General features: G+C 70.2%; 20 protein-coding genes and 1 pseudogene. 14 read left to right on the forward strand and 7 right to left on the reverse strand.

Annotated elements, in window-relative coordinates; translation table 11 throughout:
• Positions 1-196, forward strand: a 196-nt coding sequence (locus AB0D27_RS31300) for a transposase (RefSeq protein ID WP_362515518.1), incomplete at its 5' end; no start/stop codon positions are given.
• A gap of 224 nt (positions 197-420) precedes the next feature.
• Positions 421-771, forward strand: coding sequence for a hypothetical protein (locus AB0D27_RS31305; RefSeq protein WP_362515520.1), 351 nt, complete (start codon positions 421-423; stop codon positions 769-771).
• 28 nt (positions 772-799) lie between these two features.
• Here the strand turns inward: AB0D27_RS31305 and AB0D27_RS31310 are convergent, their stop codons facing one another.
• Complete coding sequence (locus tag AB0D27_RS31310) at positions 800-1192, reverse strand: nuclear transport factor 2 family protein (RefSeq protein WP_362515521.1); 393 nt, start codon at positions 1190-1192, stop codon at positions 800-802.
• A gap of 277 nt (positions 1193-1469) precedes the next feature.
• Between AB0D27_RS31310 and AB0D27_RS31315 the strand changes: the two genes are divergently transcribed.
• A complete protein-coding gene (locus tag AB0D27_RS31315) occupies positions 1470-2165 on the forward strand; it encodes a type 1 glutamine amidotransferase domain-containing protein (RefSeq protein ID WP_362515523.1) in 696 nt (231 codons plus the stop codon).
• A gap of 21 nt (positions 2166-2186) precedes the next feature.
• Here AB0D27_RS31315 and AB0D27_RS31320 read toward each other — a convergent pair whose 3' ends face one another.
• Complete coding sequence (locus AB0D27_RS31320) at positions 2187-3197, reverse strand: LacI family DNA-binding transcriptional regulator (protein WP_362515525.1); 1011 nt, start codon at positions 3195-3197, stop codon at positions 2187-2189.
• 111 nt (positions 3198-3308) lie between these two features.
• On the opposite strand from AB0D27_RS31320, the gene AB0D27_RS31325 reads away from it, so the two are divergent.
• Together AB0D27_RS31325 and AB0D27_RS31330 are read left to right on the forward strand one after the other, a co-directional pair.
• Complete coding sequence (locus AB0D27_RS31325; RefSeq protein ID WP_362515527.1) at positions 3309-4463, forward strand: Gfo/Idh/MocA family oxidoreductase; 1155 nt, start codon at positions 3309-3311, stop codon at positions 4461-4463.
• 146 nt (positions 4464-4609) lie between these two features.
• A pseudogene (locus tag AB0D27_RS31330) lies at positions 4610-6052 on the forward strand (alginate lyase family protein).
• Between the two features lie 11 nt (positions 6053-6063).
• Here AB0D27_RS31330 and AB0D27_RS31335 read toward each other — a convergent pair.
• From AB0D27_RS31335 to iolC, 5 genes are all read right to left on the reverse strand, one after another.
• The gene (locus AB0D27_RS31335; protein WP_362515529.1) at positions 6064-6864 is read right to left on the reverse strand and encodes a GntR family transcriptional regulator; all 801 of its coding nucleotides are present in this window, start codon (positions 6862-6864) and stop codon (positions 6064-6066) included.
• Between the two features lie 4 nt (positions 6865-6868).
• Positions 6869-7168 (reverse strand): hypothetical protein, encoded by a 300-nt coding sequence (locus AB0D27_RS31340; RefSeq protein ID WP_362515605.1) that lies wholly within the window; start codon positions 7166-7168, stop codon positions 6869-6871.
• Positions 7169-7196: 28 nt separating this feature from the next.
• Complete coding sequence (iolD, locus tag AB0D27_RS31345) at positions 7197-9068, reverse strand: 3D-(3,5/4)-trihydroxycyclohexane-1,2-dione acylhydrolase (decyclizing) (RefSeq protein WP_362515531.1); 1872 nt, start codon at positions 9066-9068, stop codon at positions 7197-7199.
• A gap of 86 nt (positions 9069-9154) precedes the next feature.
• Positions 9155-10033 carry a deoxyribose-phosphate aldolase gene (locus tag AB0D27_RS31350; protein ID WP_362515532.1) on the reverse strand — a complete coding sequence of 293 codons (879 nt, stop codon included), beginning with the start codon at positions 10031-10033 and terminating at the stop codon, positions 9155-9157.
• Between the two features lie 87 nt (positions 10034-10120).
• A complete protein-coding gene (iolC, locus tag AB0D27_RS31355) occupies positions 10121-11077 on the reverse strand; it encodes a 5-dehydro-2-deoxygluconokinase (protein ID WP_362515534.1) in 957 nt (318 codons plus the stop codon).
• A gap of 289 nt (positions 11078-11366) precedes the next feature.
• Here iolC and AB0D27_RS31360 point away from each other — a divergent pair, with 289 nt between their 5' ends.
• The 9 genes from AB0D27_RS31360 to AB0D27_RS31400 all read left to right on the forward strand — a co-directional run bounded on the left by AB0D27_RS31360 (position 11367) and on the right by AB0D27_RS31400 (position 20266).
• Positions 11367-12386, forward strand: a complete 1020-nt coding sequence (locus tag AB0D27_RS31360) for a sugar ABC transporter substrate-binding protein (RefSeq protein WP_362515536.1) — start codon at positions 11367-11369, stop codon at positions 12384-12386.
• 6 nt (positions 12387-12392) lie between these two features.
• Entirely contained in the window at positions 12393-13466 is a 1074-nt protein-coding gene (locus tag AB0D27_RS31365; RefSeq protein ID WP_362515538.1) for an ABC transporter permease, read from the forward strand.
• Positions 13467-13470: 4 nt separating this feature from the next.
• Positions 13471-14382, forward strand: coding sequence for an ATP-binding cassette domain-containing protein (locus AB0D27_RS31370; RefSeq protein ID WP_362515540.1), 912 nt, complete (start codon positions 13471-13473; stop codon positions 14380-14382).
• Position 14383: 1 nt separating this feature from the next.
• Positions 14384-15286, forward strand: coding sequence for a sugar phosphate isomerase/epimerase (locus AB0D27_RS31375; RefSeq protein ID WP_362515542.1), 903 nt, complete (start codon positions 14384-14386; stop codon positions 15284-15286).
• Between the two features lie 23 nt (positions 15287-15309).
• A complete protein-coding gene (locus tag AB0D27_RS31380) occupies positions 15310-16329 on the forward strand; it encodes a Gfo/Idh/MocA family oxidoreductase (protein WP_362515543.1) in 1020 nt (339 codons plus the stop codon).
• A 99-nt stretch (positions 16330-16428) separates the two neighbouring features.
• On the forward strand, positions 16429-17421 hold the full coding sequence (dhaK, locus tag AB0D27_RS31385; RefSeq protein WP_362515545.1) for a dihydroxyacetone kinase subunit DhaK: 993 nt from the start codon (positions 16429-16431) through the stop codon (positions 17419-17421).
• Between the two features lie 161 nt (positions 17422-17582).
• Entirely contained in the window at positions 17583-18182 is a 600-nt protein-coding gene (dhaL, locus tag AB0D27_RS31390) for a dihydroxyacetone kinase subunit DhaL (RefSeq protein WP_362515547.1), read from the forward strand.
• Entirely contained in the window at positions 18175-18591 is a 417-nt protein-coding gene (locus AB0D27_RS31395) for a PTS fructose transporter subunit IIA (protein WP_362515549.1), read from the forward strand. Before dhaL ends, AB0D27_RS31395 begins: the two co-directional genes overlap by 8 nt.
• A gap of 709 nt (positions 18592-19300) precedes the next feature.
• Positions 19301-20266, forward strand: coding sequence for a fibronectin type III domain-containing protein (locus AB0D27_RS31400; protein ID WP_362515596.1), 966 nt, complete (start codon positions 19301-19303; stop codon positions 20264-20266).
• Positions 20267-20284 lie beyond the last annotated feature (18 nt).

A 20284-nucleotide genomic window follows, 5' to 3' on the forward strand; every position in this document is an offset into this window, starting at 1 on the left:
GGTCGCCCTGTCCAAGCTCGTCAACAGCCTCAAAGGCGTCAGCTCCCGATACCTGCGCGCGGAGTACACCGGCCGGATCAACCGGATCGGCACGGACTCGGTGTTCTGGTCCCCGTCCTACTTCGCGGGATCCTGCGGCGGCGCCCCCCTGAGCATCGTCAAGGACTACATCGAGAACCAGAAGCGCCCAGCCTGACCGTCACCACGCAGGCGCAGAGATCTCCGGCACTTCGCGCCTCCGGGCCCAGGATCGCATTCCCCCCCGGCCTGAAGACCGGGATTCCCTGCGAAGAACAAGGGATGGAAGGCGAAAAGCGCTCTCCCGGTCGGGTCGGCCGGGTTCACACCCCGGGCTCCGGGTACTCGCGGCTAGGCACTGTCCGGAGCAGCCGCCGGTTGCCATCGAGGGATGTGAGGTCCATGGCCGACTCCGACCGCAGCACACTGCCCCTACCCGACTACGACCATCTGCCCCTCGGGGGCCTGGAGAGCCGCGTTCGCGCGCTCAACGCCGAGGAGGTGGAGGAACTGCTCGCGTACGAGCGGACGCATGCCGACCGCCTGCCGGTGACGGAGGTGCTGACGGCGCGCCTCGAGCAGCTGCGCGAGGGTGCCGAACCGACGTCCGGCGACCCCGGTGCCATACGGCCCGAGCAGCGGGCCACTCAGGCGGGCTCGCCGGTTTCACCAGCGACGTCGCCGGAGCCGAGCAGCCCGCCGCCGCACGGCACACCGGATCAGCCGGGCCGCCCCAAGGGCAATCGCACCTGACCACATGTCCACGGCGAGGCGCCCGCTGTCAGGCGCCCGCCGCCTCACGCGAGATCCGCTCGAACTGCGCCCCCATGGCCTCGGAGAGCGCGTGGGCCGCCGACAGCGGACGGACCATGACCATGAGGTCGTCGATCCTGCCGTCCTCGTCGAAGTGCAGGAAGTCGCACCCGTCGATCTCCTTGTCGCCCACCTTCGCCCGGAAGACCAGGGCATGGTCGCGACCGTCGGCGCCGGCGATCTCGCGCACGTAGCGGAAATCGGTGAAGACGCGGGAGACCGCCCGCAGGATGGCCGCGGTGATCGCCTTGCCGGGGTAGGGCTTGAAGGCGACGGGACTGGTGAACACGACGTCGTCGGCCAGCATGTCCTCGATCGCGGCGAAGTCTCCGGCTTCCACGGCCTTGCGGAAGGTATGCATGAACGCCCCGCCCCACTCTGTCCACTACTTGATCAGGTGCGGATGAGACTAGCCGAGCAGCCGTCCGGCCTCCAGGTATCGGGGCCGGCATTTCCCGCTGCCTCGTCTCATTGGTTGTCCTATGCCTGCAAGCGGGTTTCCTATTGGTCACCTGTGTGCGACACGCCCTAACGTCGAGGACATCGCCGCCCTGACGTGCTGGATGGAGAGCGCGAGGGCGTACGACCGGAATCAGCTGCCAGGTCCCTCGGGGCCCGCACCCTCGGAGAAACGCACCATGTCGAAGATCCTTTTCGTGATGACCGGCGCCGACCACTGGACGCTCGCCGACGGCACCCTGCACCCGACCGGCTTCTGGGCCGAGGAGGCCGTCGCCCCGTACGAGCTGTTCAAGGCGGCGGGGCACGAGGTCGTCGTCGCCACGCCGGGCGGTGTCCTGCCGAGCGTGGACAAGGGCAGCCTGGCGCCCGAGGTGAACGGCGGCCAGGAGGGCGCCGACCGGATCGCCGACGCCCTCGCGTCGATCGTCGAGTTCCAGCGGCCGATCAAGCTGGAGGGAGTGGACGTGGACGGCTACGCGGCGGTCTTCTACCCGGGCGGACACGGGCCGATGGAGGACCTCGCGGTCAACGCCGACTCCGGCCGGCTGCTCACCGACGCCCTGGACTCGGGCAAGCCGCTGGGTGTGGTGTGCCACGGCCCGGCCGCGCTGCTGGCGGCGCGGCGCGAGGACGGCGGCAACGCCTTCGCGGGCTACCGGGTCTCCGGCTTCACCAACACCGAGGAGGCGCAGGCGGGTTTCGCCGACAAGGCCAAGTGGCTGCTGCAGGACCGGCTCGTGGAGGCGGGCGTCGACTTCCAGGAGGGCGAGCCGTGGGCCCCGAAGGTCGTCGTCGACCGCAACCTGGTCACTGGCCAGAACCCGGCCTCCTCCGCCCCGCTCGCCGCCGAACTGCTGACGAAGCTGGCCTGAGGGACTCTTGGCCGAGTACACCTAGCCGTCATCGCCGCGCGGCGCCGCCGCCGTACCGCGCACCTCGAGAACCGGGTCGGCGAGGACGAGCGCGGCCGGGCGAGCGGGGTCGGCGATCCGGTCGAGCAGGCACTGGGCGGCGCGGCGGCCGACGTCGTGGCCGGCGTTGTCCACGGTGGTGAGCCACAGGTGTCGCAGGCGTGCCAGGTATGTGTTGTCGTAGCCGACGAGGGAGAGGTCGCGCGGCACGTGGAGGCCGAGTTCCTCGGCGGCCGACAGGGCGCCGACACAGGCGATGTCGTTGAACGCGAAGACGGCGGTGGGCCGTTCGCGGGCGCTGAGCAGCCGGACCGTTGCGCGGTAGCCGCCCTCCTCGGTCAGGTCGCCCTGCTCCACGACCGCTGTCTGGCCCAACCCGTGTTCGCGCATGACCGCCTCGAAGCCGCGCCGGCGCAGCTCGCCGACCCTGCCCTGCCCCGCGATATGGGCGATGCGCCGGTGGCCGAGGTCAATGAGGTGCTCGGTGGCGAGGCGGGCGCCGTGCTCGTCGTCATTGGCGACGATGTCCACGCCGGGCAGTTCCGGTTCGCGGGCGCCCGCGACCACGGTCGGGATCCGCCCCGCGGCCGTACGCAGCGCTTCGGAGACCGGGAGCGTGCCGACGGCGATCAGACCGTCGACCCGCAGGTCCATGAAGGTACGGGTGAGGTCCTCGCCGAGGCGCCGGCTGAGGTGGCCGTCGGCGAGCAGCATGTGCAGGCCGGAGTCGTGCAGCCGAGAGTTCAGGCCGTCGAGCAGTTCGACGAACCAGGGGTTGCGCATATCGTTGAGGAGCACGCCGACGGTGCGGGTGCGCCGCTCGCTGAGGCTGCGCGCGGCGGTGTTGGGCCGGTAGCCGAGCTCCTCGACGGCGGCCAGAACGGCCTGCCGTTTCTCGTCGCGGACCTGATCGGAACCGCGCAGCACGAGGGAAACCAGCGATTTCGACACTCCGGCCCGCTCGGCGACGTCGCGGATCGTCGGCGCTCTCATGGTCTGGACCGTTCCACACACGATGGGGCGGTGTCAAAGGTGTTGACACCTCCAGGAACGCGGTTCAGTGTGAGTCACGCAGGATTTGGACCGGTCCAAAGAGGGGCAGTCATGGTGCGTACGGTCGGCGTCGCGGTGGTGGGGTTCGGCTGGATGGGGCGGGTGCACACCCAGGCGTACGTCCGCGTTCCGCACCATTTCCCGGGGCTGTTCGTACGGCCCGAACTGGTCACCGTCGCCGATGAGGTGCCCGGCCGCGCCGAGGAGGCCGCCGAGCAGTACGGGTTCTCCTCCGCCACCCGCGACTGGCGCACGGTGGCCGCCGACCCGCGGGTCCAGGCGGTGAGCATCGCCGCGCCGAACTTCCTGCACCGCGAGATCGGCGTCGCCATGGCCGAGGCGGGCAAGCACATCTGGATCGAGAAGCCGGTGGGCGTGAGCGCCGAGGATGCCCGAGCCGTGTCGGACGCGGTCGCCAAGGCCGGGATCCAGGGCACCGTCGGCTTCAACTACCGGTGCGCGCCCGGCGTCGCCGCCGCCCGGGAACTGATCGCCACCGGCGAGATCGGCACCGTCACCCATGTCCGCGTCCGGCTCTTCAGCGACTACGCGGCACATCCACAAGGGGCGCTGACCTGGCGATACGAGCGGGAGCGCGGCGGCAGCGGGGTGCTCGGCGACCTGGCTTCGCACGGCGTCGACCTCGCGCGGTTCCTGCTCGGCGAGATCGCGGCGCTGACCGCAGACACCGCGATCTTCCTGCCACAGCGGGCCCGCCCGACGGGCGCCACCGCCGGTCACGCGCGTGCCGCGGGCGGCGAGCCGGGCCCGGTCGAGAACGAGGACTACGTCAACTGCCTGTTGCGCTTCGCGTCCGGCGCGCGGGGTGTCCTGGAGGCGTGCCGTGTCTCGGTGGGCGAGCAGAACAACTACGGCTTCGAGATCCACGGCACCAAGGGCGCTCTCTTCTGGGACTTCCGCCGCATGGGCGAGCTGGGGGTCAGCCGGGGCGCGACGTACCAGGACCAGCCGGTGAGCACGGTGTATGTCGGTCCGGGACACGGGGAGTACGGCGCATTCCAGCCGGGCGCGGCCAACAGCATGGGCTATGACGATCTGAAGGTCATCGAGGCGCACAATTTCCTGCGGTCCATCGCTGACAACACGCCTCACGGCGCGACGCTGGTTGACGCGGTTCACAGCGCGACCGCGCTGGATGCCATGTCACGCTCCGCCGAGCAGGGAACGTGGGTTTCACTGGCGTGAGCGCTCCCTGAGTTCACATCGGATCAGCGCGCCGTCCGACTTTCTGTTATCGGCCGCGTGCCACGACGTCTCCTGTGCGTAGGCGTCCCCAGGCACCCGACCGTGAAGGAACGAAGTCAGTGACAGCACAGATCAGTCGCCGGAACATGCTGAGGATCGCCGGTGCGGCCGCGAGCGCCGCCGGGACCGGCACGGCCCTCGGGGCGGCTGCGGCATCGGCGGCGGCCAGGGCCCTCGCGCACCCCGGGATGCTGCACAGCCAGGCCGACCTGAACCGCATGGCGGCCAAGGTGAAGGCGGGCGCGCAGCCCTACACGGCCGGCTTCGCCAAGCTGACGGCCAACGCGCATGCGCAGAGCACCTGAAAGGCCAACCCGCTGGCCACCGTCTACCGGGGGTCCGGCACCCCCGAGAACTACGCCACGCTCTACAACGACATCCACGCCGCCTACCAGAACGCCCTGCGCTGGCACGTCACGGGCGACACCGCGCACGCCGACACGGCCCGCGACATCCTCAACGCCTGGTCGGCCAAGCTCACCAAGCTCGACGGCAGCGCGGACCGGTTCCTCGCATCCGGCCTGTACGGCTACCAGTTCGCCAACGCCGCCGAGCTGATACGCGGCCACGACGGCTTCGAACTGCCCCGCTTCCAGAAGATGATGCTCGAGGTCTTCCACCCGCTGAGCGAGGACTTCCTCGCCCACCACAACGGCGCGTACATCACCAACTACTGGGCCAACTGGGATCTGACCAACATCGCCTCCGTGCTCGCCATCGGCATCCTGTGCGACGACCGCGCCAAGGTCGACCGCGCCGTCGACTACTTCAAGCACGGTGCGGGGATGGGCTCCATCAAGCACGCCATCCCGGTCGTGTACTCCGGCACTCTCGCCGAGTGGGCCGAGGCGGGCCGCGACCAGGGCCACGCCCTGCTGGGTGTCGGTCTGATGGGCACCATCTGCGAAATGGCCTGGAACCAGGGCATCGACCTGTACGGCTACGACGACAGCCGTTTCCTCAAGGGCGCCCAGTACGTGGCCAAATGGAGCATGGGCGGGGACGTGTCCTACACCTCGTACACGCGGAAGAAGGGCGCGCCCGGCGTCTGGTCGGGCACGGAGACCGCTTCCGCGGCGGCGCCCGTGGACCCGGCGATGGCCCGGCCGATCTGGGCCATGATCGCCAACCACTACACCAGGCGCCGGGGGCTGGACGCGCAGTACCTCACGCGGATCGCCGCCCGGTTCGCGCCCGAGGGCGGCGGCGGGGACTACGGCCCCAACAGCGGCGGCTACGACCAACTCGGTTTCGGCACCCTGGCCTTCACCCGGAGCCGGGCCTCCGCGGCCGAGACGACGGCGTCGCCCACGCCCGCCGCCACCGCGTCCGGCGCCGCGGGCTCCGCCAGCGCGTCCGCCGCCCCCTCATCCTCGGCGAGCCCGCTCGGCGGGAAGGGCGACGACCTGGCAGCCACCGGCTCCTCCGACCTCCCCGCGTGGACCGCCGCAACCGGTATCACCGCCCTCGCCGGCGGGCTGCTCCTGCTGCGCCGGCGCGGCAGGGCCCGACGCGGCACCGAGCAGTGAGGCAGACCGGCTCACGGGCGGACGAGCAACTGGAACTCGAACGCGTACCGGGAGGCGCGGTAGATGTGGGTGCCGTACTCGACCGCGCGGCCGGTGTCGTCGTAGGCCGTGCGCTCCATGGTGAGCAGGGCGGTGCCCTCGGGCTCGTCCAGCAGGCCGCCCTCCGGCGCCGTCGCCGAGCGGGCACCCACGCACTGGCGGGCGCTGTGCAGAGTGATGCCGGCGGCGCGCATCATCCGGTACAGGCCGGTCGACTCCAGCCGGGCGGTGTCGACGTCCAGCAGTCCCTGCGGGATGTAGTTGCACAGGGCGGCCACGGGCCCGCCGTGGGTGAGGCGCAGCCGCTCCACGCGGTGCACGCCGCCGCCCTCGGTGATGCCCAGGGCGGCGGCGGTCTCGGCGGACGCCGGTTCGATCCGGTTGAGCAGCACACGGGTCGTAGGGCTCTGCCCGGCGCTCTCCAAGTCGTCGTAGAGGCTGCTGAGTTCCAGTGGGCGCTTGATCTGGCGGTGCACGACCTGGGTGCCCACGCCGCGGCGGCGGACGAGGAGCCCCTTGTCCACCAGGGTCTGGATGGCCTGGCGGACGGTGGGGCGGGACAGGCCGAGGCGTCCGGCGAGCTTGGTCTCGTTGCCCAGCAGGCTCCCCGAGGCCAGCACGCCGCTCTGGATCGCGGACTCCAACTGCCGCGCGAGCTGGTAGTAGAGCGGGACGGGGCTGCCGCGGTCGAGCGCGAAGTCGAGATCGGCCGGCGTGGCGGCGCTCTTGGCCCGCGGGGATCGGGCGGTTCGGTCGACGGGAACCCTTGCCATCAGATCAGGAGTGGCTCGGGAAGCCGAGGTGGCTGCCGGCGTCGGCAGGATCCGGCCGGCGGGTGGTGATGACCTTGCCGTGGGTGCAGCAGGCGATGCCGCCGTTGCCGTAGACGTGCAGATCGCCGCGGAAGGAGGCCTTCGAGCCGCCGAAGGAGCCGCAGAAGGAGGCCTTCCAGCCGCCGAAGGAGTGGTGGCCGACGGACCCGTCCTGGGCGCCGGTGGCCGGGTGGTGGACCGGACCGAAGCGTCCGGAGGCGGACTCGACGGGCTTGCCGTCTGTCCAGTGGGTGAGGGTCTTCATGGTGCGGGGGCCTTTCGGTGGCGGGAGTTCAGAGGGGGCGGTGACGGCCTGCGGCGTGGCGCTCGTAGCGTTCGCGGGCGTGCGAAGCCGCTTCCCGCGCGGCCACTTCGGCGACGGGTACGTCCCACCAGGCCTCGGCCGGAGGGGAGGTGGGCGTCGGGTCGGTCTCGACGTACACGCAGGTCGGCCGGATGGAGGCGCGCGCTTCGGTGAGAGCGTCGCGCAGTTCCCGTACGGTCTTGGCGCGGAGGACGTCCATGCCGAGGCTGGCGGCGTTGGCGGCGAGGTCCACCGGGAGCGGGGCTCCGGTGAAGGTGCCGTCGGCGGCGCGATAGCGGTAGGCGGTGCCAAAACGTTCGCCGCCGGTCTCCTCGGAGAGGCCGCCGATGGAGGCGTAGCCGTGGTTCTGGATCAGGACCAGGTTGACCGGGAGGCCCTCCTGGACGGCGGTGACGATCTCGGTCGGCATCATCAGATACGTGCCGTCGCCGACCAGCGACCAGACCGGTGTGCCGGGGGCGGCCTGCTGGACTCCGATGCCGGCCGGGATCTCGTAGCCCATGCAGGAGTAGCCGTACTCCAGGTGGTACTGGCGCGGGCTGCGCGCCCTCCACAGTTTGTGCAGATCGCCGGGGAGTGAGCCGGCCGCGTTGATGACCACGTCGTCGTCACCGACGACCGAGTCCAGGGCGCCGAGGACCTGGGTCTGGGTGGGAACGGCGGAGTCTTCGGCCCGGTAGGCGGCCTCGACCACCTCGTCCCAACGCGCCTTGCCCGCACGGTACTCGGCCTCGTACGCCTCGTCGACGCGGTGGCCGGACAGCGCCTCGGTGAGTGCGGTGAGACCCGTCCGCGCGTCCGCGACGAGGGTGCGCGCGGCCAGCTTGTGGGCGTCGAAGGCAGTGATGTTGAGGTTGACGAAGCGCACGCCGGGCCTCTGGAAGAGGGTGCCCGACGCCGTGGTGAAGTCGGTGTATCTCGTCGCCACTCCGATCACCAGGTCCGCGGTGCGCGCGATGTCGTCGGCGACCGCCGTGCCGGTGTGGCCGATGCCGCCGAGGTCCGCGGGGTGGTCGTACCGCAGCGAGCCCTTGCCCGCCTGGGTGGAGGCGACCGGGATGCCGGTGGCGTCGACCAGGGCCTTGAGCGCTCGTTCTGCCTCGCTGTGGTGGACTCCCCCGCCGACGACGATCAGCGGGCGTTCGGCGGCGCGGATCGCCCGTACCGCTTCGGCGAGTTCGAGCGGGTCCGGGGCGGGACGGCGTACGTGCCACACTCGCTCGGCGAAGAACTCCTCGGGCCAGTCGTACGCCTCCGCCTGCACGTCCTGCGGCAGGGCGAGGGTGACGGCGCCGGTCTCGGCCGGGTCGGCCAGGACCCGCATGGCGCTCAGGGCGGACGGGATGAGCATTTCGGGGCGGGTGATCCGGTCGAAGTACTTCGACACGGGCCGCAGGGTGTCGTTCACGGACACGTCCGCCTCGACGGGGTGTTCCAGCTGCTGGAGCAGTGGGTCGGCCGGGCGGGTCGCGAAGTAGTCGCCGGGCAGGAGCAGTACGGGGAGGCGGTTGACCGTCGCGAGGGCCGCGCCCGTGACGAGGTTCGTGGCGCCGGGGCCGATGGACGTGGTGACGGCCTGCGCCGACAGGCGGTTGAGGTGGCGGGCGTAGCCGACCGCCGCATGCACCATCGACTGTTCGTTGCGGCCCTGGTGGAAGGGCATGGTTTCCTCGCCGGCCTGCAGGAGCGCCTGGCCGATGCCCGCCACATTGCCGTGGCCGAAGATGCCCCACGTGCCGGCGATCAGCCGGTGGCGTACGCCGTCGCGCTCGCTGTACTGGGCCGACAGGAAGCGCACCAGAGCCTGGGCGGTCGTCAGGCGACGGGTGGTGGTGCTCATCAGGACCTCTCGGGGGACGGGGCAGGCCCGGAGCGGGCGTGCGGTCGGCGGGTGCGGGGCTCTGGTACCGGTTTCACAGCACGGGTTCAGAGCAGGCCGACGGCGGTGTCGACCGCGGTCTCCACGCTGCCTTCGGCCGGATACAGCAGCGAGCGGCCGACGACCATGCCCTGGACGGTGGGCAGCCGCAGGGCCTTGCGCCATCTCTCGTACGCGCCGTCCTGATCCCTGCCGACCTCGCCGCCGAGCAGCACGGCGGGCAGCGTGGAGGCCTCCAGCACTTCGGCCATGTCGTCGGGATCGCTGGTGACAGGCAGCTTGAGCCAGGTGTAGGCGGAGGTGCCGCCAAGGCCCGAGGCGATGGCGATGGACCGTGTGACGGCCTCCGCGCTCAGGTCGTTGCGGACTGTGCCCTCGACTCGGCGGGATATGAACGGCTCGATGAACAGGGGCAGTCGGCGCGCCGCCATGTCGTCGACCGCGCGGGCGGTGGTCCGCAGGGTCTCCAGGGAGCCGGTGTCGTCGTAGTCGATGCGCAGCAGGAGTTTTCCGGCGTCGAAGCGGAGCCGCTCGATGTCCTCGGCACGGTGGCCGGTGAAGCGGTCGTCCATCTCGTAGGAGGCCCCGGCGAGCCCGCCGCGGTTCATGGATCCCATCACGACCTTGTTCTCCAGGACGCCGAGGAGCAGCAGGTCGTCCAGGATGTCGGCGGTGGCGAGCACCCCGTCCACTCCGGGCCGGGACAGCGCTACGCAGACGCGTTCGAGGAGGTCGGCCCGGTTCGCCATGGCCAGCCGGTGCTCGCCGACGCCGAGGGCTCCGCGCGCGGGATGGTCGGCGGCCACGATCATCAGGCGGCCGCTGTCGCCGATCAGCGGACGGCGGACACGCCGGGCGGCCGCTTCGGCGATGGCCTCCGGATGCCGGGCGCGCACCGTGACGAGGTCGGAGATGCTGATGGTCAAGACGGGCTCCGTTCAGGGGGTGGCGTCGGTCGGCGTGGCTCGTACTCGGCCGACCGCGCGCGAGGAGGGCTTCCGCCCCGGGCTCGGTCAGCCGCGCGCGAGGAGGTCCTCGACCTCGGACTCGGTCGGCATCGCGGAGGAACAGGCGAGCCGGGAGGCGACGAGCGCGCCGGCGGCGTTGGCGTACCGCACGGTCTTCTCCAGCTCCCAGCCGGACAGCAGACCGTGGCAGAGCGCTCCGCCGAAGGCGTCCCCCGCCCCGAGGCCGTTGACGACCTCCACCGGCACCGGCGGTATCTCGGCCACGGTGCCGTCGCGGTGGACGGCGAGGACGCCCTTGGGGCCCTGTTTGACGACGGCGAATTCGACACCGGCGTCGAGCAGGGCCTCGGCACAGGCCTGCGGTTCGCGTACGCCGGTGGCGATCTCGCACTCGTCGAGGTTGCCGACGGCGACCGTGGCGTGGCGCAGAGCCTCGGCGTAGTACGGGCGTGCGGCCTCCGGATCGCTCCAGAACATCGGGCGCCAGTCCAGGTCGAAGACCGTGGTGGCGGACTTGGCGCGGGCCTTCAGCGCGGCGAGGGTGGCCGAGCGGCTGGGTTCCTCGCTCAGGCCGGTGCCGGTGATCCAGAAGACGCGCGCCGCGCGGATGGCGAAGAAGTCCAGCTCGTCGGTGTGGATTTCGAGGTCCGGCGCCTTGGGCTGCCGGTAGAAGTACAACGGGAAGTCGTCCGGCGGGAAGATCTCGCAGAACGTGACCGGGGTGGGGTACGCGTCGACGGGTGCGACCCAGCGGTCGTCGACCCCGAACTCCCCCAGCGCCTGGTGGAGATAGCTGCCGAACGGGTCCTGTCCGGTGCGGGTGATCACCGCGGTGGCCCGGCCCAGGCGCGCGGCGGCCACCGCGACATTGGCCGCCGAGCCGCCGAGGAACTTTCCGAAGGACTCGACCCGCGCGAGCGGCACGCCCGCCTGGAGGGGGTAGATGTCGACGCCGATGCGTCCCATGGTGATGAGGTCGAAGGATTCAGCGGACTCAGGCATGCGCGAGCTCCTGATGCGGGGGATGCGGGCAACCTGGCGCCCGGTGCCTCCTAGGTGTAGGACCCACAGCAACAGCATGTCAAGGCTTTGTATGGACATTCGGACCTGCGCCTGAAGTGATGTCTTAACAAAGTATTGACAGGTGGGTGCAACAGGGACTTGTATCCCGTCCCAACGAAACAGCCATGACATCCCAGACGGCCCGGACGTCCCGTCCGGGCCCCGCACGGGCTAGCGCCCCGAGCCGTCCCCTTCCCTTTCCCCCGTCGCACAGTGAGGTGCTGGAAAGATGGACCGCACGTTTCACCCCCGCTCTCGCGGAGTCGCCCCACTCGTCGCGATGGCAGCGGCCTCCGCGCTGCTCATCGCCGGCTGCTCCAGCAGCTCCGGCGGCAAGAAGGCCGAGGAAGGCGGGGACAACGCCTCCGCGGGCAAGGCGAGCACCCCCCGTATGACGGTCGCGCTGGTCACCCACGCGCCGCCCGGCGACACCTTCTGGGACACCGTCCGCAAGGGCGCCATCGCCGCCGCGGCCAAGGACAACATCAAGCTCGTCTACTCCAGCGACCCGAACGCGGGCAGCCAGGCCAACCTGGTCCAGAACGCGATCGACCAGAAGGTCGACGGCATCGCGATCACCCTCGCCAAGCCGGACGCCATGAAGGACGTCGTCAGCAAGGCGGAGAAGGCGGGCATCCCCGTGGTCGGCCTCAACTCGGGCCTGAGCGACTGGAAGTCCCTCGGCCTGATGGAGTTCTTCGGGCAGGACGAGAGCGTGGCGGGCGAGGCGTTCGGCAACAAGCTGAACTCGACCGGCGCCAAGAAGATCGCCTGTGTGATCCACGAGCAGGGCAACGTCGGGCTCACCCAGCGCTGCGCCGGCGTGAAGAAGACGTTCAAGGGCACGACGGAGACCCTCTACGTCAACGGCACCGACATGCCGTCGGTGAAGTCGACGATCACCGCGAAGCTCAAGCAGGACACCTCCATCGACCACGTCGTCACCCTCGGCGCCCCGTTCGCGCTGACCGCCGTGCAGTCGGTGAGCGACGCGGGCAGCAAGGCGAAGGTCGCCACCTTCGACCTCAACAAGGACCTGGTGAAGGGCGTCCAGGACGGAACCATCCAGTTCGCCGTCGACCAACAGCCCTACCTGCAGGGCTACTTGGCGGTCGACTCCCTGTGGCTCTACAAGAACAACGGCAACTACAGCGGCGGCGGTGTGCAGCCGGTGCTCACCGGCCCGGCCTTCGTCGACAAGAGCAACGTCGACACGGTCGCCAAGTTCGCGGCGAAGGGCACCCGGTGATCTGAGATGACGCAAGCAACGGCACCGGCGACGAGCCCCTCGTCGCCGGCTTCGCCGGCCGCCCGGAAGGACGGCCGCACCAGCCGGCGGTCCCTCGGTCGCAGGATCCTCGCCCGCCCGGAGGTCGGGGCCCTGATCGCCGCCGTCGGCGTATACGTCTTCTTCTTCGCGGTGGCTCCCTCTTTCCGCGATGTGAGCGCCTTGTCCACCGTGCTCTACCAGGCATCGGTCATGGGCATCATGGCGCTGCCGGTGGCCCTGCTGATGATCGGCGGCGAGTTCGACCTGTCCGCCGGTGTCGCGGTCACCACCTCGGCGCTCACCGCCGCCATCCTCAGCTTCCAGCTGACGGTGAACGTGTGGACCGGCGTCTTCCTCGCACTGATCGTCTCCCTGGCCGTCGGCGCGTTCAACGGCTGGCTGCTGATCAAGACCGGGCTGCCCAGCTTCCTGGTGACCCTGGGCTCCTTCCTGATCCTCCAGGGCGCCAACCTCGCCGTCACCAAGATCTTCACCGGCAATGTGGCCAGCGACTCGATCGCCGACATGGACGGCTTCGACCAGGCCAAGAGAATCTTCGCCTCCGACTTCAGCATCGGTGGAGTGAGCTTCAAAATCACCATCGTCTACTGGCTGGTGTTCGCCGCGGCCGCCACCTGGCTGTTGCTGCGAACCAAGTTCGGCAACTGGATCTTCGCGGTCGGCGGCAACAAGGACAGCGCCCGGGCGGTCGGCGTGCCCGTCAACTTCACCAAGATCGCACTGTTCATGGGCGTGGGCGCCGGTGCCTGGTTCGTCGGCATGCATCTGCTGTTCTCGTTCAACACCGTGCAGTCCGGTGAGGGCGTCGGCAACGAGTTCCTCTACATCATCGCCGCGGTCATCGGCGGCTGTCTGCTCACCGGCGGCTACGGCTCGGCGATCGGCCCGGTCATCGGCGCCTTCATCTTCGGCATGGTCTCCCAGGGCATCGTCTACGCCAACTGGAACCCGGACTGGTTCAAGGCCTTCCTCGGCGTCATGCTCCTGATCGCCGCCCTCGTCAATCTGTGGGTCCGCCGCACGGCGACCCGGAGGTGAACCCGTGACAACCAACGGAACCGGAACCCATGGCGCCATCCTCAAGGACACCGCGCCCGAGGAGGACCGGCCCATCGTCGAACTGCGCGCCGCCGGAAAGTCGTACGGCAACATCCGTGCCCTGCACGGCGTGCACCTCAGTGTCCGTCCCGGCCAGGTGACCTGCGTCCTGGGCGACAACGGCGCCGGCAAGTCGACGCTGATCAAGATCGTCTCCGGGCTGCATCAGCACACCGAAGGCGAGTTCGTCGTGGACGGTGAGGCGGTGCGCTTCAGCACGCCCCGCGAGGCCCTGAACCGCGGCATCGCCACCGTCTACCAGGACCTGGCGACCGTGCCGCTGATGCCGGTCTGGCGGAACTTCTTCCTCGGCTCCGAGATGACCAAGGGCCCCTGGCCCGTGCGCCGTCTCGACATCGCCCGCATGAAGCGGACCGCCGACGAGGAACTGCGCAACATGGGCATCGTCCTGGACGACCTCGACCAGCCCATCGGCACCCTCTCCGGCGGCCAGCGCCAGTCCGTGGCCATCGCCCGCGCCGTCTACTTCGGCGCCCGTGTGCTCATCCTCGACGAACCGACCGCCGCGCTCGGCGTCAAGCAGTCCGGTGTCGTGCTGAAGTACATCGCCGCGGCCCGCGACCGCGGTCTCGGCGTCATCTTCATCACCCACAACCCGCATCACGCCTATATGGTCGGCGACCACTTCAGCGTGCTCCGGCTCGGCACCATGGAGCTCAGCGCCGAGCGCAGCGAGGTCAGCCTCGAAGAGCTCACCAACCACATGGCTGGCGGAGCCGAACTCGCCGCACTCAAGCACGAGTTGGCGCAGGTGAGCGGCGTCGCTGTCGAGGAGCTCCCCGAGGCGGACGACCTCCAGGCACCTGTGGCGGCCACTTCCGAAGGGACCCCCTGACATGACCACTGCCCTGGACCGCATCCGGGTCGGCTCCGCCCCGGACTCCTGGGGCGTCTGGTTCCCCGACGACCCGCGCCAGGTGCCCTGGGACCGGTTCCTGGACGAGGTCGCCGAGGCCGGCTACTCCTGGATCGAGCTCGGCCCGTACGGCTATCTGCCGACCGACTCCGCCCGGCTCACCGACGAGGTGGCCAAGCGCGACCTGAGGGTGTCGGCCGGCACCGTCTTCACCTCCCTGCACCGCGGACCGGCCGTGTGGGAGTCCACCTGGCAGCACGTCGGCCAGGTCGCCGCACTCACCCAGGCCATGGGCGCGCGGCACCTGGTGGTCATCCCGTCCTTCTGGCGGGACGACAAGACCGCCGAGATCATCGAGCCGCCGGAGCTGACCGCCGAGCAGTGGGCGCACCTGACCAAGGGCATGGAACGGCTCGGCCACGAGGTCAAGGAGACCTACGGTCTCGACATCGTCGTCCACCCGCACGCGGACACCCACATCGACACCGAGGACCACGTCGAACGCTTCCTCGACTCCACCGACTCCGACCTGGTCAACCTCTGCCTCGACACCGGGCACAACGCCTACTGCGGCGGCGACAGCGTCAAGCTCATCGAGAACTACGGCGAGCGCATCGGCTATCTGCACCTCAAGCAGGTCGACCCCGGCATCCTCGCCGACGTCGTCAAGAACGAGGTGCCGTTCGGCCCCGCCGTACAGCGGGGCGTGATGTGCGAACCCCCGGCCGGCGTACCGGAGTTGGAGCCGGTGCTGGTCGCCGCCCAGCGCCTCGGGGTGGAGCTGTTCGCCATCGTCGAGCAGGACATGTACCCCTGCGAGCCGGACAGGCCGCTGCCCATCGCCGTACGCACCCGCACGTTCCTCCGCTCCTGCGGCGCCTGACCCCGAAAGGACCACTCAGCACCATGACCCAGCGCGGAACACTCGGGATCGCCGTCGTCGGCACCGGCCGAATGGGAGCCGACCACGTACGCCGGATCACCGAGGTCATCAGCGGGGCGCGCGTGAGTGCCGTCGTCGACATCGACGCCGAGCGGGCCAAGCAGCTCGCCGACGGCATCGACGGCTGCACCGCCTACACCGACCCGGCCGCCGCCCTGGCCGCGGATGACGTCGACGCCGTGATCATCGCCTCGCCCGGCCCCGCGCACGAGGCCGCGCTGCTCACCGCCTTCGCGCACGATCTGCCGGTGCTGTGCGAGAAGCCGCTCACGCCGGACGCGGCCTCCGCGCTGCGTGTCATGGAGGCCGAGCAAAAACTCGGCCACCGGCGGGTCCAGGTCGGGTTCATGCGCCGGTACGACGCCGAGTATCTGCAGCTCAAGGCGCTGCTGGACAGCGGCGAACTGGGCCGGCCGCTGATGCTGCACAATCGGCACCGCAATGCGGATGTCCTGCCGTACTTCACCGAGCAGATGCTGATCAACGACTCCGTCGTACACGAGATGGACGTCGCCCGCTGGCTCCTCGACCAGGAGATCACCGCGATCACGGTGATGAAGCCGAAGCCCTCGGGCAACGCCCCCGAGGGCCTTTCCGACCCGCAGTTCGTTGTCCTCGAGACGGACGGGGGCGTCCTGGTCGACGTGGAGATCTACGTCAACTGCCGCTTCGGCTACCAGGTACAGGCGGAGGCCGTCTGCGAGAACGGCACGGCACGGATCGGCGAGGCCCACGGAATGCTGGTGAACACGGCCGGCCGGTGGGGCGGATCCATCGCACCGGACTTCGTGGAGCGGTTCGTGGACGCCTACGACCGCGAGGTCCAGGCCTGGGTCGACGCCACGCTGCGCGGCCAGGTCACCGGCCCCAGCAGCTGGGACGGATACGCGGCGGCAGCCGTCTGCGAGGCGGGTGTCCGCGCCCAGGCCGAGGGCCGCCGGACCGAGGTGGAGCTGATCGAACGTCCCGCCCTCTACCGCTGACCTCTACCGCTGACAGCGCCGAGAACGTCCGTACACATGACCATTGCCGTCCCAGAGCAGATAATTCCCACAGCGGACTGATCTGACCGGGAGGTTCCCATGAAGATGCTCATCAACGTGGCGGAGACGGTGGTCGCGGACGCGCTGCGGGGTATGGCGGCCGCACATCCGGAGCTGACGGTGGACGTGGACAACCGCGTGATCGTACGGCGGGACGCCCCAGTGGCCGGAAAGGTGGGCCTCATCTCCGGCGGCGGCTCGGGGCACGAGCCGCTGCACGGCGGTTTCGTAGGTCTCGGAATGCTGTCGGCGGCCTGTCCCGGCGAGGTCTTCACCTCCCCGGTGCCGGACCAGATGGCGCGGGCCGCGGCCGCCGTGGACAGCGGTGCGGGCGTGCTGTTCATCGTGAAGAACTACACGGGTGACGTGCTCAACTTCGACATGGCGGCGGAGCTGGCCGAGGACGAGGGCATCCAGGTCGCGAAGGTCCTCGTCAACGACGACGTCGCGGTCACCGACAGCCTCTACACGGCCGGGCGGCGCGGCACGGGCGCGACGCTGTTCGTGGAGAAGATCGCGGGCGCCGCCGCCGAGGAGGGCGCGCCGCTGGAGCGGGTCGAGTCGCTGGCCCGGCAGGTCAACGAGAACTCCCGCAGTTTCGGCGTCGCGCTCAGCGCCGGCACCACTCCGGCCAAGGGCACTCCGACCTTCGACCTGCCGCCCGGGGAGCTGGAACTGGGTGTCGGGATCCACGGCGAGCCGGGCCGCGAGCGGCGCGCGATGATGACCTCGCGGGAGATCGCCGACTTCTCGGTGCACGCGATCCTGGAGGACCTCAATCCGCGCAATCCCGTGCTGCTGCTGGTCAACGGAATGGGCGGGACGCCACTCCTCGAGCTGTACGGCTTCAACGCGGAGGTGCAGCGGGTACTGACCGAGCGCGGGGTAGCGGTGGCGCGCACCCTGGTCGGCAACTACGTCACCTCGCTTGACATGGCCGGCGCCTCGGTGACGCTGTGCCAGGTGGACGAGGAACTGCTGCGGCTCTGGGACGCGCCGGTGAAAACGCCGGGGCTCCGCTGGGGCGTGTGAACAGGCTCAACGCACCGGCGCGCGTGAACCGGGTCAATCCACCGGCCGTGTGAACCGAGTCAACAACGATCAATCGCCGGTGGGCCGGCAACCAGCCGAGACCCGGACCGCACAATCAACGGACACTCACGATCAACGCTCGTACCACGCAAGGAGATTCCGTGCTCGACGCCGATTTCTTCCGCCGTTGGATGACGGCGACCGCAGCGTCCGTGGACCGCGAGGCGCAGCGGCTCACCGACCTGGATTCGCCGATCGGTGACGCCGACCACGGCAGCAATCTGCACCGCGGATTCACCGCCGTGAGGGCCGTACTGGAGAAGGAGTCCCCGGACACGCCCGGCGCCGTGCTCACGCTCGCCGGACGGCAGCTGATCTCGACCGTCGGCGGGGCCTCCGGACCGCTGTACGGCACCCTGCTGCGCCGTACCGGCAAGGCGCTCGGGGACGCAACCGAGGTCACCGAGGAGCAGTTCACGGACGCGCTGCGCGCCGGCGTCGACGCGGTGATGACGCTGGGCGGAGCCGCGCCGGGCGACAAAACCATGATCGACGCGCTGGTGCCCGCGGTCGACGCACTGTCCGAGTCGTTCGCCGCGGCGAAGGCCGCCGCCGAGGAGGGCGCCACCGCCACGATCCCGCTGCAGGCCCGCAAGGGCCGGGCGAGCTATCTGGGCGAGCGCAGCATCGGGCACCAGGATCCGGGCGCCACGTCCTCGGCCCTGCTGATCGGGGCACTTGTGGAGGCGACCGGTGAGTGACGTCAAGGACACCCTCGTAGGGATCGTGCTGGTCTCCCACAGTGCCGCCGTCGCCGCCTCGGTCGCCGAGCTGGCGACGGGCCTGGCGGGCGGCGGCACCACCGCTCCCGTCGCCCCGGCGGGTGGCACGGTGGACGGCGGGCTCGGGACGAGTGCCGAGCTGATCGCCGCCGCGGCCGCTTCCGTGGACCGCGGCGCCGGGGTCGCCGTTCTCACCGACCTGGGCAGCGCGGTCCTCACCGTGAAGGCCCTGCTCGCCGAGGGTGACGAGCTCCCGGACAACAGCCGTCTGGTGGACGCACCCTTCGTCGAGGGTGCGGTGGCCGCGGTCGTCACGGCCTCGGCGGGCGCGGACCTCGCGGCGGTGGAGGCGGCGGCCGCGGAGGCGTACACCTACCGCAAGGCGTGATCGCACTGAACAGGAGTACACGTACCGGAAGGCGTGATCGCACCGAACAGAAGCACACGCACCCCAAGGCGTGATCGCGCCCAACAGAAGCACACGCACCCCAAGGCGTGATCGCACCGAACAGAAGCACACGCACCGCAAGGCGTCATCGCACCGATCAGGCGAACCCGCACTGGAGGCGCGAGCGCCTCGGTCAGACGTACCCGCACACGAAGACCTGAGCGCCCGCGCAACTGATCTCCGAGGAGGTCAGCCGAGTCCTTCCGCCGCGACGGCGAGGGCCGAGCGAACCGTCGCCTCCAGTTCGGCCTGTGCCGTCGCGGGGTCGGGCTCTCTTGGGGGACACGGACGCTCACCCGCACACATCTGGGGGCGTCTGACGACGCGCCCACCGGGAGGGGTCCGGACGGTGCACGGCCGCATCGGCGGTGCGCCGTGCGGCCGAGGGCCCGAGCCGCAGTAGGCTCCGGCCACTCGACCGCACTCGCCGGCGCGGGATCAGCGACGACAGCGTTCCGCACCGTTGACATGAACTCCCCTGGGACAGGGGCGAGTTCACACCGTGTCAGGGATCAGCATACGTACCCGCCCGGCGGCCCGGCCAACGGCCGCCCCGCCTCTTGATGTGTTTGCGTCAGCCGTGTCTTATAGGTACAGACCAATCTCGTCGAGGGAGGGCAGGACCGTGCGACGCGTCCCTCTTGCTGTGATGTGCGCGTTGACGAGCGGCTCGCTGCTCGTGCTGGCGTCCTGTGGGTGGGGCGCGCGAAGCGACGGCCGGGGTGAACGACTGCCGGCGGCACCGCTGGGCGTCACGGCCGCGGCCGGCAGCGCGACCAGCGTGCACGTCATGTGGAACCGGGCCTCCGAGGATCCCGAGGTCATCCGCTATGAGGTGTATCGCGGTACCACGAAGGTCAAGGAAGTTCCCGGTGCGGAGCACATGGCGGACATCACCAGACTCAAGCCGTCGACCACGTACGTCTTCACGGTCCGGGCCCGGAACGCCGCCGGGGACCCAGGACCGCCCAGCAAGCAGGTGCGCGCCACCACACCGGCGGCGGTCGCGGCCGATGAGAGGGCCCCCTCCCGCCCCGGCAGGCCGCACGGCAAGGCGGTCGGGAGCCGGGCGGCCCAGCTGTCCTGGGAGAAGTCGACCGACGAGAGGGGCGTGACCTCGTACGACATCTACCAGGGCGCCTCGAAGATCCACAGCGTCGGCGGCGGGCAGACCGCGGCCGTGGTCACCGGGCTGCGACCCGGCACCGCCTACTCCTTCACCGTGCGGGCGCGCGACGCGGCGGACAACGTCTCCCCCGCGAGCGACACCGTACGGCTCACCACCACGCCGGGTTCGGACGACGGTCGGCACACGGCACCGACCGGCTTCCGTGCGACGACCCATCGCGCGGACGGGGCGTACTACATCGACCTGTCGTGGGTGGCACCGGAGGTGGACGGACTGATCATGGAGTACCAGATCCATCTCGACGGCCGTCCGGTGACCTCGTTGGTGTGGGGCGGCACCCCGCCCCACGGCACGTCCACGTACAGCTTCTACATCGGCCGGGACGCCGGGATCGCGCACCGGGTGCGGATCAGGGCGAAGCTGCCGGACGGCACGTGGGGCGGGTTCTCGGCGGAGCGCACCGTGACGACGGGCGACCAGCGATAGGCACGGCATAGGGTTGCC

The sequence above is a fragment of the Streptomyces sp. NPDC048415 genome, from assembly GCF_040651675.1.
In the GTDB taxonomy this organism is placed as follows: Bacteria; Actinomycetota; Actinomycetes; order Streptomycetales; family Streptomycetaceae; genus Streptomyces.

Coding starts and splice junctions, on each gene's coding strand:
- dhaK (WP_362515545.1), top strand. CDS start 16,429: ATGAAGATGCTCATCAACGTGGCGGAGACGGTGGTCGCGGACGCGCTG.
- iolD (WP_362515531.1), bottom strand. CDS start 9,068: ATGAGCACCACCACCCGTCGCCTGACGACCGCCCAGGCTCTGGTGCGC.
- iolC (WP_362515534.1), bottom strand. CDS start 11,077: ATGCCTGAGTCCGCTGAATCCTTCGACCTCATCACCATGGGACGCATC.
- AB0D27_RS31360 (WP_362515536.1), top strand. CDS start 11,367: ATGGACCGCACGTTTCACCCCCGCTCTCGCGGAGTCGCCCCACTCGTC.
- AB0D27_RS31340 (WP_362515605.1), bottom strand. CDS start 7,168: ATGAAGACCCTCACCCACTGGACAGACGGCAAGCCCGTCGAGTCCGCC.
- AB0D27_RS31335 (WP_362515529.1), bottom strand. CDS start 6,864: ATGGCAAGGGTTCCCGTCGACCGAACCGCCCGATCCCCGCGGGCCAAG.
- AB0D27_RS31325 (WP_362515527.1), top strand. CDS start 3,309: ATGGTGCGTACGGTCGGCGTCGCGGTGGTGGGGTTCGGCTGGATGGGG.
- AB0D27_RS31380 (WP_362515543.1), top strand. CDS start 15,310: ATGACCCAGCGCGGAACACTCGGGATCGCCGTCGTCGGCACCGGCCGA.
- AB0D27_RS31365 (WP_362515538.1), top strand. CDS start 12,393: ATGACGCAAGCAACGGCACCGGCGACGAGCCCCTCGTCGCCGGCTTCG.
- AB0D27_RS31400 (WP_362515596.1), top strand. CDS start 19,301: ATGTGCGCGTTGACGAGCGGCTCGCTGCTCGTGCTGGCGTCCTGTGGG.
- AB0D27_RS31310 (WP_362515521.1), bottom strand. CDS start 1,192: ATGCATACCTTCCGCAAGGCCGTGGAAGCCGGAGACTTCGCCGCGATC.
- AB0D27_RS31320 (WP_362515525.1), bottom strand. CDS start 3,197: ATGAGAGCGCCGACGATCCGCGACGTCGCCGAGCGGGCCGGAGTGTCG.
- AB0D27_RS31305 (WP_362515520.1), top strand. CDS start 421: ATGGCCGACTCCGACCGCAGCACACTGCCCCTACCCGACTACGACCAT.
- AB0D27_RS31375 (WP_362515542.1), top strand. CDS start 14,384: ATGACCACTGCCCTGGACCGCATCCGGGTCGGCTCCGCCCCGGACTCC.
- AB0D27_RS31315 (WP_362515523.1), top strand. CDS start 1,470: ATGTCGAAGATCCTTTTCGTGATGACCGGCGCCGACCACTGGACGCTC.